10 protein-coding genes and 3 pseudogenes are annotated in these 13,486 nt (G+C 69.7%); 3 read left to right on the top strand and 10 right to left on the bottom strand.

Going from position 1 to position 13,486, the window contains the following annotated elements:
* From trxA to ACZ418_RS25300, 8 genes and pseudogenes are all read right to left on the bottom strand, one after another.
* Positions 1–459 carry a thioredoxin gene (gene trxA, locus ACZ418_RS25265; RefSeq protein WP_159664889.1) on the bottom strand — a complete coding sequence of 153 codons (459 nt, stop codon included), beginning with the start codon at positions 457–459 and terminating at the stop codon, positions 1–3.
* Positions 456–3,095, bottom strand: a complete 2,640-nt coding sequence (clpB, locus tag ACZ418_RS25270; RefSeq protein WP_468366877.1) for an ATP-dependent chaperone ClpB — start codon at positions 3,093–3,095, stop codon at positions 456–458. The genes trxA and clpB overlap by 4 nt, the downstream gene beginning before the upstream one ends.
* The gene (locus ACZ418_RS25275; RefSeq protein ID WP_468366880.1) at positions 3,086–3,493 is read right to left on the bottom strand and encodes a chaperone modulator CbpM; all 408 of its coding nucleotides are present in this window, start codon (positions 3,491–3,493) and stop codon (positions 3,086–3,088) included. Before ACZ418_RS25275 ends, clpB begins: the two co-directional genes overlap by 10 nt.
* A complete protein-coding gene (locus tag ACZ418_RS25280) occupies positions 3,490–4,443 on the bottom strand; it encodes a DnaJ C-terminal domain-containing protein (RefSeq protein ID WP_468366883.1) in 954 nt (317 codons plus the stop codon). The genes ACZ418_RS25275 and ACZ418_RS25280 overlap by 4 nt, the downstream gene beginning before the upstream one ends.
* 6 nt (positions 4,444–4,449) lie before the next feature.
* Positions 4,450–5,061, bottom strand: coding sequence for a nucleotide exchange factor GrpE (locus ACZ418_RS25285; protein WP_468366886.1), 612 nt, complete (start codon positions 5,059–5,061; stop codon positions 4,450–4,452).
* A gap of 8 nt (positions 5,062–5,069) precedes the next feature.
* Positions 5,070–6,977 (bottom strand): molecular chaperone DnaK, encoded by a 1,908-nt coding sequence (dnaK, locus tag ACZ418_RS25290; protein ID WP_468366889.1) that lies wholly within the window; start codon positions 6,975–6,977, stop codon positions 5,070–5,072.
* A 52-nt stretch (positions 6,978–7,029) separates the two neighbouring features.
* Positions 7,030–7,278, bottom strand: coding sequence for a hypothetical protein (locus tag ACZ418_RS25295; RefSeq protein ID WP_468367433.1), 249 nt, complete (start codon positions 7,276–7,278; stop codon positions 7,030–7,032).
* A 109-nt stretch (positions 7,279–7,387) separates the two neighbouring features.
* Positions 7,388–7,501: pseudogene (locus tag ACZ418_RS25300) on the bottom strand (general stress protein); the annotation flags it as partial.
* Positions 7,502–7,723: 222 nt separating this feature from the next.
* Here ACZ418_RS25300 and ACZ418_RS25305 point away from each other — a divergent pair.
* Positions 7,724–9,505 (top strand): PucR family transcriptional regulator, encoded by a 1,782-nt coding sequence (locus ACZ418_RS25305; protein WP_468366891.1) that lies wholly within the window; start codon positions 7,724–7,726, stop codon positions 9,503–9,505.
* A 343-nt stretch (positions 9,506–9,848) separates the two neighbouring features.
* Positions 9,849–10,136 (top strand): SpoIIE family protein phosphatase, encoded by a 288-nt coding sequence (locus ACZ418_RS25310; protein WP_468367398.1) that lies wholly within the window; start codon positions 9,849–9,851, stop codon positions 10,134–10,136.
* Here ACZ418_RS25310 and ACZ418_RS25315 read toward each other — a convergent pair.
* Positions 10,084–10,197 (bottom strand): annotated as a pseudogene (locus ACZ418_RS25315) (IS982 family transposase); the annotation flags it as partial. The gene ACZ418_RS25310 and the pseudogene ACZ418_RS25315 overlap by 53 nt on opposite strands.
* 1,443 nt (positions 10,198–11,640) lie before the next feature.
* Here ACZ418_RS25315 and ACZ418_RS25320 point away from each other — a divergent pair.
* Positions 11,641–11,988 (top strand): annotated as a pseudogene (locus ACZ418_RS25320) (TCP-1/cpn60 chaperonin family protein); the annotation flags it as partial.
* Between the two features lie 151 nt (positions 11,989–12,139).
* Here the strand turns inward: ACZ418_RS25320 and ACZ418_RS25325 are convergent.
* On the bottom strand, positions 12,140–13,447 hold the full coding sequence (locus ACZ418_RS25325; RefSeq protein WP_468366893.1) for an NRAMP family divalent metal transporter: 1,308 nt from the start codon (positions 13,445–13,447) through the stop codon (positions 12,140–12,142).
* Between the last annotated feature and the right edge of the window lie 39 nt (positions 13,448–13,486).

Below are 13,486 nucleotides of genomic sequence, written 5' to 3' on the forward strand. Positions count from 1 at the left end.
TCACCCTTTCCCGGACGGTTCGCGGCCCGCGATCGACTGCTCCACCCACCGCCGTAGGGCAGGGGCAGGTGCGGCACCCGACTGCCGGGCGATGGTCTGTCCTTTGTCGAGGACCAGCAGCGTCGGTACCGCCTGGACCTCGAACCGCCGCGCCAGGCGCGGGTTCTTGTCGATGTCGACCTTGACCAGCTTGATCGTTCCCGCGAGATCGTCGGCGACCTTCTCCAGCGCGGGGCTCACCATGCGGCAGGGGCCGCACCAGGTGGCCCACAGGTCGACCACGACGGGGACATCGGCCCGCTCGGCGACCTCGGTGAAGTCGTCGTCGCCCGCGTCCACCATCCACCGTAGGGGCTGCTTGCAGTGGCCGCACCTGGGTCGGCCCTCCGCGGCTGCGGGCACCCGGTTGGTGCGCCCGCAGTTCGGACAACTGACGGTTGTCGCCTGCATCGTGCTCATGCCGCCCGCGCTCCCTTCACGTCGTCGGGCTGGGCGTAGGTGACCACCAGCTCTCCGTGTTCGGCGTCGACGCGGACCGTCGCGCCGTCCTGAACGTCGCCGCGCAGCAGGGACCGCCCGACCAGCGTCTCGACCTCGTGGGAGATATAGCGGCGCAGTGGCCGGGCCCCGTACACCGGGTCGTAGCCCTGGTGGGCGATCACTTCCCGGGCAGCATCGGTGAGTTCGACGGTGATGCGACGTTCGGCGAGGCGGCGGCGCAGCTCGTCGAACTGCAGCTCCACGATGCGCTCGATCTGCCGCTCACCGAGCGGCTTGAACAGCACGATGTCGTCGACGCGGTTGAGGAACTCCGGGCGGAAGTGCCCGCGCAGCTCGCCCATCACCAGGGCGCGGGCGTCGGGCTTGATCTCGCCCTCGGCGGTGGCGCCGTCGAGGAGGTGCTCGGAGCCGATGTTGGACGTCATGATGATCACGGTGTTGCGGAAGTCGACCGTGCGGCCCTGAGCGTCGGTGATGCGGCCGTCGTCGAGGACCTGCAGCAGGGTGTTGAAGACATCGGTGTGCGCCTTCTCGATCTCGTCGAACAGCACAACCGAGTACGGCTTGCGGCGTACGGCCTCGGTGAGCTGGCCGCCTTCCTCGTAGCCGACGTATCCGGGCGGTGCGCCCATGAGCCGGCTGACGGTGTGACGCTCCTGGTACTCGCTCATGTCGAGGCGGACCATGTTCTCCTCGGAGTCGAACAGGGCCCGAGCGAGGGTCTTGGCCAGCTCGGTCTTCCCGACGCCGGTGGGGCCGAGGAAGATGAACGAGCCGATGGGGCGGCGTGGGTCGCGGATGCCGGAGCGGGCGCGGATGATGGCGTCGGCGACGAGCTTGACGGCCTCGTCCTGGCCGATGACCCGCTCGCGCAGGATCTCGTCGAGGCGCAGCAGCTTCTCGCGTTCGCCCTCCTGGAGACGGGCGACGGGGATGCCGGTCCAGGCTGCGACGATCTCGGCGATCTCCTCCTCGGTGACGACCTCGCGCAGCAGCCGGTTCTGCCCTTGTTTGGTGGCCAGTTGCTCCTCCTCGGCCTTCAGCCGGCGCTCCAGGTCCTGGAGGCGGCCGTAGCGGAGTTCGGCGGCGCGGTTGAGGTCGTAGGCGCGTTCGGCCTCCTCCGCCTCGTGGCGGACCTGCTCCAGTTCCTGGCGCAGCTCCTGCACGCGGCGGATGGCCTGCCGTTCGGCCTCCCACTGGGCGTGTTTGGCGTCGGCCTCGCCGCGCAGGTCGGCCAGTTCCTTGCGCAGTTCCTCCAGGCGGGCTTTGCTGGCGGGGTCAGTCTCCTTGGACAGGGCCGCCTCCTCGATCTCCAGGCGGGTGACGCGGCGGGTGATCTCGTCGAGTTCGGCGGGCATCGAGTCGATCTCGGTGCGCAGCCGGGCGCACGCCTCGTCGACGAGGTCGATGGCCTTGTCGGGCAGGAACCGGTCGGTGATGTAGCGGTGGCTGAGGGTGGCCGCGGAGACCAGTGCGGTGTCCTGGATCTTCACGCCGTGGAAGACCTCGAGGCGTTCGCGCAGTCCGCGCAGGATGGAGATGGTGTCCTCCACGCTCGGCTCGTCGACCAGGACCTGCTGGAAGCGGCGTTCGAGGGCGGCGTCCTTCTCGATGTGCTTGCGGTACTCGTCGAGGGTGGTGGCGCCGATCATGTGGAGTTCGCCGCGGGCGAGCATGGGCTTGAGCATGTTGCCCGCGTCCATGGCCCCTTCGGCGGCGCCCGCGCCTACGACGGTGTGGAGTTCGTCGACGAAGAGCAGGATGCGCCCCTGGGCGGCCTTGACCTCGCTGAGCACGGCCTTGAGGCGTTCCTCGAACTCGCCGCGGTACTTGGCGCCGGCGACCAGGGAGCCCATGTCGAGGGCGAACACCGTCTTGTCGCGCAGGCCCTCGGGCACGTCGCCGCGAACGATGCGCTGGGCGAGGCCCTCGACGATGGCGGTCTTGCCGACGCCGGGGTCGCCGATGAGGACGGGGTTGTTCTTGGACTTGCGACTGAGGATCTGGGTGACGCGGCGGATCTCGGCGTCCCGGCCGATGACCGGGTCCAGCCGCCCGGACCGAGCCTCGAGGACGAGGTCACGGCCGTACTTCTCCAGAGCCTCATAGGCCACTTCAGGGTTGGCGGAGGTGACGCGCTGGTTGCCGCGGACCTGGGTGAGCGCGCTCAGGAACGAGTCCCTGGTGATGCCGGCCTGTTTGAGCAGTCGCCCGGCGGCGGTTGAAGAGCCCTCCTCGGCCAGGGCGAGCAGGAGGTGCTCCACGGACACGTACTCGTCCTTGAGGCGTTTGGCCTCCCGTTCGGCGGCATCGAGCAGGCGGGACAGGCGCTGAGTGACGAAGACCTGGCCGGGTGCCGCGCCGGGGCCGGTGACCTTCGGGCGGCGGGAGAGTTCCTCGCGCACGGCAGCGCGCAGCTCCTTCGGCTCAGTGCCGGCCTGTTGCAGCAACCGCGGGATCAGACCGTCCTCCTGATCGAGAAGCGCGAGCAGCAGGTGTTCCCCGTCGACCTCGGTCTGCCCCATGCGGACGGCCGCGGTCTGGGCCTCCTGCAGGGCTTCCTGGGACTTCTGGGTGAGACGGTTCATGTCCATGGGGGTGTTTCACTCCTCGTGCCGGCGCGGCGCAGGGCGGCTTCGAGCAGGCTGATGCGGTCGAGCAGGTCCAGCACCAGGCCGATGGATGCGTAGTTGAGGCAGAGTCCGGAGCGCAGCCGCTGGATGCGGGCGAGGACCGCCGGGGCCGTGGGGTCGAACACCAAGTGCCCCGCGGCGTCGCGCTCGGCGTCGACCAGGCCGAGGGCGACGAACCGGCGGATCAGATCGGGGTGGAGGCCCGAGCGACGGGCCACGGCGTTCAGCGAGAGCCTGGGGACAGGCACGAGCGCGTACCGGACAGCCGCCGAGGCGGTGACGTCGGCGCCCGCCCGTACCGGACCGTCACCCACGCCGGCCCGGCCGATGCCTCCCGCTCCCGCGGGTCGGTCGTTCATCGCGTCCTCCTGGGGTCGAACGAGGAGGTGGCGGCGAGCTCCTCGAACAGTTCGCGCTCCCGGTCGCCGAGGGCGGGCGGCACCATGACCCGGAGTTCGGCGTACAGGTCGCCGTTCGCGCCTCGCGGGTTCGGCATGCCTTCGCCGCGCAGCCGCAGCCGCCGGCCGCTGGACGAGCCCGCGGGCACCGTGACCTTGGCCGTGCCGCCGCTGGGGGTGGGCACCGGCACGGTCGCGCCCAGGGCCGCCTCCCAGGGGGCGACCGGGACCTGGACGTGTACGTCACGGCCGTCCAGCCGGAACCGGGGGTGGGGCTGGATACGCACCCGCAGGTACAGGTCGCCCGCGGCGGCGTCACCACTGCCCTGGCCACCCTCACCCGCCAGCCGGATGCGCTGCCCGTCGGTGACGCCCGGTGGCACGTCGACCTCGTAGCGCCGCGGCTGCCCGGTGGGGCCGGCGAGTGTGACGGTGCGACGGCCGCCTCGGTACGCCTCCTCGACGGTGAGCGGCAGTTCGGCCTCCTGGTCCGCTCCGGGGACGCCGCCTCGGGCGGCGCCGGCTCCGAACATGGAGCTGAGCAGGTCCTCGATGTCGATGCCCTCCGCGCCGAAGTCGTCGCCGAAGCCGGTGGCGTACCGGACGCGAGGACCGCCACCGCCTGCGGTCCTCCGAGCGCGGAAGCCGCCGCCCGCTCCGGCCGCGACCCGTTCGTCGAAGTCCTCGGGGATCTTGCGGAAGTCCTCGCCGAAGCGGTCGTAACGGGCCCGGGTCTTCGGGTCCGACAGGACGCCGTATGCCTCGTTGAGGTCCTTGAAACGCTCCTCCGCCCCGGGGTCCTTGTTGACGTCGGGGTGGTACTTGCGGGCGAGTTTGCGATATGCCTGCTGGATCTCGTCCTGGCTCGCGGTCCGCGACACGCCCAGCACCTCGTAGAAGTCCCGTGCCATGACCGGTCACTCCCGCTTCGCGACCGTCACGGCGGCGGGCCTGAGCTGCCGTTCGCCGTCCCCGTAGCCGGGACGCAGCACCTCGACGACGGTGCCCGGTGGGGCGTCGGGGTCCTGGACGACGCCGACCACCTCGTGCCGGGCCGGGTCGAAGGCGACGCCGGTCTCCGCGTGCCGCGGGTAGCCGAGCAGTTCGAGGACGTTCACCGCCTGGTCGCGGACCGCCCGGACGCCCTCCACGATCGCACCCGGATCGGCGCCGGCATGGGTCAGGGCGAGCTCGAGGTTGTCCAGGACGGGCAGGAAGGCGGCCGCCGTACGGGACCGCTCGACCATCCGCTCCCGCTCCAGTTCCCTGGCGTGACGCTTGCGAAGGTTGTCGAGGTCGGCCAGCGCGCGCCGCCAGCGGTCCTCCAGTTCCTGGATCGCGGTCGTGTACTCGTCCTCGGCAGGCGCAGGGCCGGCGGCATCGGGTCCCGGTTCGCCGTTCGCCGCTTCCGGCCGGGGCGGCGGACCCGGTTGCGGCAAATCCCCACGCGGAGGGCGTACGGCGCCTTCCGGGACCGGTTCGACCGGCTCGGACGCGGCCCGGTCGGGTTCCTGGGAGCGGCTGGGCATGGCGCGCCTCAGTCCTTGTCGAACTCGGCATCGATGACGTCGTCGTCACCGCCACCGCCGCCCGGGCCACCGGTCGCGCCGCCCCCGGTGGTGTCCTGGCCGGGACCGCCTGTGGTAGCGGCGCCCTGATGGGCCGCCAGCCCGGCGAGCACCTGCTGGAGTTCGGAGGTCAGGGGCCGCACGCGCTCCACACCCGCCTCTTCCTTGACCGCCGCCCGGGCGTCGGACACGAGCATCTCGGCGCGTGCCTTCTCGTGCGCGGGCGCTGCGTCGCCCAGTTCGGCGAGGCGCTTCTCGACCTGGTAGGCGACGGCGTCGAGCTCGTTGCGGGCGTCGACGGCCTCGCGGAGTGCCTGGTCCTGGCCCCGGTTGCGCTCGGCCTCCTGGACCATGCGTTCGACCTCGCTGCGGTCCAGGTTGGAGCTCTCGCTGATGGTGATGCCCTGTTCTTTGCCGGTGTCCCGGTCACGTGCCTTGACGTTGAGGATGCCGTTGGCGTCGATGTCGAAGGTGACCTCGATCTGTGGTTCGCCCCGCGGCGCCGGGCGAATGTCGGTGAGCTGGAACCGGCCGAGCACCCGGTTGTCGGCGGCCCGTTCGCGCTCGCCCTGGAGGACGACGATGTCGACGGCGGGCTGGTTGTCCTCGGCGGTGGAGAAGGTTTCGGTGCGACGGACGGGGATGGTGGTGTTCCGCTCGATGATCTTCGTCATCACGCCACCGCGTGTCTCGACACCCAGCGACAGGGGTGTGACGTCGAGCAGCAGGACGTCCTTGACCTCGCCCTTGAGCACCCCGGCCTGGATCGCGGCGCCCAGGGCCACGACCTCATCGGGGTTGACGCTCATGTTGGGTTCCTTGCCGCCGGTCAGCCGACGCACGAGGGCCTGGACCGCCGGGATACGTGTGGAACCGCCGACGAGGATGACCTCGTCGATGTCGCTCTCGCCGACCTTGGCGTCGGCCATGGCCTGCTCGACCGGTCCCAGGCACCGTTCCACCAGGTCGCTGGTGATCTGCTCGAACGTGGACCGCATGATCGAGTCGGTGAGATGCTTGGGGCCCGAGGCGTCGGCGGTGATGAACGGCAGGCTCACCTGCGTCTGCGTCACCGAACTGAGCTCGGTCTTGGCCTTCTCCGCCGCCTCGAACAGGCGTTGCAGCGCCTGCGGGTCCTTGCGCAGGTCGATGCCGTTCTCCTTCTGGAAGTCGTCCGCGAGGTAGTCCACCAGACGCCGGTCGAAGTCGTCGCCGCCCAGGTGGCTGTCGCCGGCGGTGGAGCGCACCTCCACCACGCCGTCGCCGACGTCGAGGATGCTCACGTCGAAGGTGCCGCCGCCCAGGTCGAAGACGAGGACGGTCTCGTGCTGCTTCTTGTCCATGCCGTACGCGAGGGCAGCCGCCGTCGGCTCGTTGATGATCCGCAGCACCTCCAGTCCCGCGATCCGTCCGGCGTCCTTGGTGGCGGTGCGCTGAGCGTCATTGAAGTAGGCGGGCACCGTGATGACCGCCTCCGTGACCCGCTCCCCCAGCTGCTTGGAAGCGTCGTCGGCGAGTTTCCGCAGCACCTGGGCGCTGATCTCCTCAGGCGCGTACAGCTTGTCGCGTACCTTGAAGCGGGCCGCCCCGCCGTCGCCCTCGACGACGTCGTACGCCACCGCCCTGGCCTCGTCGGAGATCTCGTCGAAATGCCGGCCGATGAACCGCTTGGCCGAGTAGATGGTGCCCTTCGGGTTGAGGATCGCCTGGCGCCGGGCCAGCTGACCCACCAGACGTTCCCCGGTGTCGGTGAAGGCCACCACGGACGGTGTCGTGCGGTTGCCCTCGCTGTTGGGCACGACGGACGGCTCGCCGCCCTCCCACACGGCGATCACCGAATTGGTGGTGCCCAGGTCGATGCCCACTGCCTTCGCCATGAGGAACTCCTCCCGGTCCGGCGCCTGCGCCGACTCTCCGGATCATGTTCGTTCAGATACGGGTGGAACCTCCGCCCGTGGTCTGCAGCCCGCCGATCAGCCGTACAGCCTCGTCGGCGACCACCTCGTCCACCACGACCTCGTACCGGCTCGGCTGCATCGAGCGGAGCGAGGCGAAGTCCCAGCGACCGCCCTGCAAGGCCTGCAGCAGCATGCCGAACAGCGCGCCGCCGATCACTCCGAAGATCAGCCCGTACAGCGCGAGGAGCAGGGCGGACAGGACGGGGTCGAGCCAGCTCACAAGGCCGAACAGCCAGCCGATCGGGACACCGGAGAACGCACCGCTCGACCGCGGCCCTGCCGTGGTCCATCCAACCGATCACACGTTCGATAACGCGCACGTCCGGGCCGGTAATCACCACCGTCTCCACGGGAAACGCCTGGCCAGAGAGGTGGTCAACGGTGTGTTCGGCTTCCCGGTACGTACTGCACGAGGCAACCGGCCTGCGACGCTGCCCGGCCATCACTCAACCCTTCCTACCGGCGCGCACGGAGGGTTTCGAACACTCCCCAGGGTGGCGAGCCGAGTGGCTCCACGCCTGGGCCTGGCGAGTCAGAAATGCACGGGTCCGGTCCCCCCACGAGCACGAAGGGAATCATCCGGATATCTCGGATATGCCGATCCTGCGCGGGTACGCGAAACACCGCTCGCCTCCCTGTAGGGTTGGAGAGAACGGAGTGATCCCATGGTCGGCAGCCGGGCGCACAACCTGTACCGCCGGCGCTCCGACCGGGAGGGCAGCCTTCCGCGGGGCAGCGCCGGGCGGCACCCCAGGGCCGCGCGCAAAGAGCCTCGCCCACCCGCTCCAACCCCAGCCGACCATGCCCCCCACGAACTGATGGCGCTCTCCCACGCCCTGTTCGACACCCCGGACGAAGGCGAGATCCTGCGCTTGGCCATGGACCACGTAGCCGCCGCAGGGCCATACAGCGCCGAGGCCGGATACCTCAAGGTGGACGACGACCTGGTCCCCAGCCCGCGGAACGGGGAGATCCATGCCCCGGCCGTGGACTGCAGGGTGCGGGAGCTGGCCGGGCAAGACGGCCCTGTGACCGTACCCGGCTGGCCCTGGGCCCGGGCCCTGGGACTCCGCGGACTTGAGAGGCTCCACGGCTACCTCGTGGTGACGTCCCGCTCCCGGCCTACCGAGGCCGAGTACTCCCTGCTCGTCACGCTCGTCCGACACACCGCCGTTGCACTGTCAGTCGCCTTCGCACACCGCCGCCAACGCGAGGACGCGCTGGAACTGCACCGGCTAAGGGAGGAACGCACAGCCCTCCAGCGGCAGCTGATCTCCGTCGCGGCTGAGCTGGGGTACCAGCGGGCCGTTCACGCGCTCATGGCCGACGTCGCTGCCTCGGGCGGCGGCGAGGAAGCCATCACCCGCGCACTGCACGGGCTCACTGGACTCCCCGCGCTGGTCGAGGACCGCTTCGGTCGACTGAGGTCCTGGACCGGCCCTAGCCGACCCGACCCCTATCCGGAACCGGACCCAGTCCGCCAAGACGAAATGCTGCACGCCGTCGCCCGAGAGGTCGGGCCGGTGCGGATAAAGGACCGCCTGATCACCCTGGTCCGCCCGCACGGCGAGATCCTGGGCGTGCTGGCCCTGGTCGATGCCCGGGACGAGGCCGACGAGCACACCGTGCTCGCCCTGGAACACGCCGCCACGTCGCTCGCCCTGGAACTGGCGCACCTGCGCAATCTGGCCGAAGTGGAGCTGAGGCTGCACCGCGAGCTGGTCGACGACCTCCTGGCAGGGACTGACGATGCGAGCGCCTACGCCCGGTCCGAGGCAGTCGGACACGACCTGCACCGCAGCCACTACGTCGTCGTGGTGCAGCGGTCGAACCGGACTGCGGACGACTCCTTCGCACAGACCGTGGGCCGGGCGGCCTCTGCCGTGGGCATGCGCTCGCTGCTGACCCGACGTTCCGACCACGTCGTCCTTATCGCCGACGACAGGCCGCACGCCCGCGCACTGTACGAGGCGCTCGCCCTGGAGACCGGGACACGGTCCGCGACGATCGGGGTGAGCCCCCGTTGCGACTCCTTGGACGACATCCCCCACCGCTACCAGGAGGCGCAGCGCGCCCTGGACGTGCGCCGCCACTCCCGCGAGCACTACGGCACGACGTTCTTCGACGAGCTCGGCCTCTACCGCATCCTGGGACCTGGCAACGATTACCGGGAACTGGAGACGTTCGTCCACGAGTGGCTCGGGCAGCTCATCGACTACGACGCCCGGCACCACGCGGCTATGGTGGAGACCCTGTCCCGGTACTTCGACTGCGGCGGCAACTACGACGAGACCGCCGACTCCCTCGCGATCCACCGCAGCACGCTGCGCTATCGGCTCCAGCGCATCCGCGACATCAGCGGCCACGACCTCGCGAACGTCGAGGACCGGCTCAACCTCCAGGTGGCGACCCGAGTGTGGAAGATCGTGCTGGGCGGACCTGGTTGAGGCGCCCACGCACCGCGGCGCCGGCTCCGCTGTCCCCATCACCGTGGGGAGCAGGATGCGGCCAGACTGAAGAAGAGGTCGTCGAACCGGACCGCGTACTCCTCCAACGCCTGGCGCAGACGGACACGGACGGCGAGCGGTCATCTACAGCCCCCAGCACGGCAGTTGACTCCTACCGCCGGCCTACGACCAAGCCGAACTGCCGTCAACCCACGCCACCGCCGGACTTAACGAACTACCGGTAACTGCGGCCATTTCCGCCCCTTCGCTGATCCACCGTCAGCGCCTGCTTCACAACGCCCTGGTACGACCCACCGAACCCCAGCTGGGTACGTCGGCCGACCTGGCCGACGGAGCCCGGGCCGTGCATCAGACCGCCCTCGAACCCGGCCACCGGATACTGCTCTACACCGACGGCGTCGTGGAATCACGCGCTTCACCGAGTACGTCATCCGCTCGACGGCGGCCGGACAGGACGCCCCGGAGGTCCTCCGCCTGCGCATCCACGCCGTCCTCGCCCACCCAGCACAACGAACTCAGCGACGACGCGACCATCGTGCTGGTCGAGTGGCAGCCGCCCAGCGGCCGTGGCCCGCGCAGTAGCCGTTCTCGGCCCGTCCGGCCAGGTTGAAACGCTTGACGGTCTCGCGGGAGCGGCCGCACTCGACCGGCCTGGAGTTGACGATCCACAATGCTGAGCGACGGCAACCGCGCTCCCTACCGGCTGTCACAAGCCGCAACCGACCAACGAAGCCCAATAGCGCGGCGCCGCACGCGCGGGCCTCATCATGGCCGTAGCGCGTCAAGGCTCCGCCGAGTCGGCGGTGTGCCCCGGACAGTTACGCCGGTTCGGTCGTGTCGCGCGGCCGACGGGCGCCGTTGAGCAGAGCATGGCGATGACACCGAGTCGACCGCTGACACCACGGACGGGTGCGGTGCCACCCGTCCTGCCCACCGAGCGAGCCACGCGGGTCAGGACCACTCACCTGCTTGAGCAGGACCATCCGGGGACGCGCGTCCGGCAGGTGCGGTCGCATGCGCGTGCTGATGCGTGAGCCGATCGGGGTCGCCCAGCGTGCCGGTATGCGCAAGCACTTCCACACCGGACTCAATCTCCTGCACAGTCTGTGTGCCTTCGGTAACGCCGACCGCCTCGCAAGCCGGCGTACGGCGACAACACCGACACGGTGATCGACGAGCGGCCCGCGGGGACGTTCAGCCGACAGTTGCTCCTCGGTGACACTCTCGAAACCGAGCGGATCGAGGTCTCCTTAGGCCTCGAGTCAACCCGAGGTCTGTCGCCGTCCATGGAACAAGCCGGGCGCCGTAGGGTCTGGTGAGTGGAACCAGTTGCCGTCCGCGCTGAACGTGCCGCACGAGGGTGCCGTTCCAAGCGGCCCTGGTGCTCGTCGGCGGAGTCGGCTGGGAACGGTGGGGCGCTGACGGAGTGCGTCCGCCGGAGTTACGAGTCAGGAGCTGGGTGGCTGTTCCGGCTCCCCGTCGTTGGCGGTGAACACTTTGGTGAAGGTGGCTCCGCAGCGGCAATGGGAGTGCTCGATCAGTTCCCCGGCTTCGGACACGCTCAGCCCCTGACTGAGTCGCACGTGCACATGATCGGCCATAAGGAGCTGCTTTCCTTGACGTCCGTTATTCGCCTCAGCGTGACGGCCCGTCGCGTTCGATGGCAATGTCGCAGCTCACACCAAGTGTTTGATCTTTGTGCGCCCGCCAGTCTTCCTTTGCCTTAGCTAAGGTCCCGGCGGCACCTGTTCGGCGCACCCGCAGGCCGCCGGACTGGTCACTGCCTCCCGCTTGCTCCGGGCGGGCGGAAGTGCTCCACGAAAAATTGGCACTCTCCCGCCGGGAGTGCCAATTGACCGGGTCGGGTGACGTGCTCGCGCGGCCCTGAGCGAAGCGCGTGGTCGCACGGGCGAATCGTCGCGGGCGTCGCGCTGCTCCGCCCTTGTCGACCCGGGCATCGATGCGGAGGATTCGCAACAGTGGCTGCCAGGATCATCACCTATGAGGAGGAGGCGCGCCGCGCGCTGGAGCGCGGCATGAACCAGCTCGCGGATGCCGTGAAGGTGACGCTCGGCCCCAAGGGCCGGAACGTCGTCCTCGACAGGGTGGACGACGAGGAGCGCACCGGCGTGGAGATGGTGCGCCGCGCGGTGACCGCCCCCCTCAAGCAGATCGCCCGCAACGCTGGTCTGGAGGGTGGAGTCGTGGTGGAGAAGGTCCGCACCCTGCCTGTCGACCACGGCCTGGACGCCGCGACCGGCGAGTGGGTCGACATGCTCGCCACTGGGATCATCGACCCCGTGAAGGTCACTCGCTCCGCCCTGCACAACGCGGCGTCCATCGCCGGCCTGTTCCTCACCTCAGAGGCCTTGATCGCCGAGAAGCGGGAGGACCGCAGGAGCTGGCGCCGATCTGTGACCGTCGCTGCGTGCGGCGGCAGATCAGCGGGTGTCGATGGCTGAAGTGCTGTCGGCACCCGCTTTCGCGTCGGTCGACCCATGTCGCCCGAGTGTCGGTGATCAGCGCGAGATCTATCTCCCGATTCCTGCAGAACTACTCGAAGGATCGAGCTTTGCGGCCAGAGCGTGGACCGTGCGGTGGGGCGCACCTTGGTCAGCCCATGCCGAGCCAGCCCAGCAGGGTCTGGATCAGAACGACGGCCGACAGCAGGGCGATGACGGACACGCACACGGAGGCCACGGCGCGGAAGAGGGGGCCGTTGGCGGCTGCGCCCAGGACGCTGTGGCGGTTGGCCAGGGTGAGGACGTAGGTGAGCAGGATGGGGGTGATCAGACCGTTGACGACCTGGGCCCGCACCAGAAGCTGGATCAGGTTGCCGGGGATCAAGGCGATGGCGGCGCCGATGAGGATCTGTGCCGAGAACAGCCCGAGAAACAAAGGGGCTTCGCGAAAACGGCGGGAGACGGAGCTTTCCACACCGACTGCCTCCGCGACGGCGTAGGACGTGGACAGCGGGACCACGGCGGCGGCCAGTGCCGAGGCGCCGAGGAGCCCGAGGCCGAAGAGCTGTGCGGCGAAGCGGCCCGCCACCGGCTTCAGCGCCGAGGCGGCCTGCGCCGCGGAGTCCAGCGGTGCCCGAGTGGTGATCGCGGCGGCCGTGGCGATGATGATGAACATGCTGATGGCGTTGGCGAAGATCGATCCGGCGACAGTGTCGGTCTTCTCCCGCGGGTATTCGGCGGGGCCGATACCGCGGTCGGCGACGGCAGCGGCGACGTAGAACTGCATGTACGGGGTGATCGTGGTGCCGATCAGCGCGACCCCGAGCAGCAGGAAGTCCTTGCCGGCGACGAAGTGCGGCCAGGCCAGCTGGGCTCCGGCCTCACCCCAGTCCGGGTGGGCGAGGACGGCGGCGAGAGGGTAGGTGAAGAACGCCAGCGACAGCACCAGGAAGATCTTCTCCGCGTACCGGTAGGAGCCGAAGACCACCAGCGCCCACACTCCCGCCGCAGCGAGCGGTACCGCCATATAGCGGGAGGCGCCGAGAAGTTCGAGGGCGGCGCCGATGCCGGCGAACTCGGAGACCACCAGGCCCAGGTTGGCGATGATCAGGCATAGCAGGGCGAAGGCGGAGACACGGACGGAGAACTGCTCGCGGATCAGCCCGCCGAGCCCGACACCGGTGTAGGCGCCGAGCCGGGCGCACATCTCCTGCACGACCACCAGCGCGACGGTGACCAGGAGCATGAAGAACAGGGTGCGGTAGCCGTACTGGGCTCCGGCCGAGGCATAGGTGGCGATCCCGCCCGCGTCATTGCCCGCGTTGGCGGCGATCAGGCCGGGACCGGCGACGGCCAGGGCAGTGACCAGGCGGCGCCTCCAGCGCGGCGCGGGCCGGTCCGGCGCAGCCGTGGCGGGCACGTCGGGGACGGCGGGTGCCGTGGTGGAGTTCCGCTCCATGACCGTGGCCTTTCCTCTCGGTTATGTGGGCACCAACGA

Source organism: Streptomyces sp. NPDC030820, assembly GCF_055572075.1.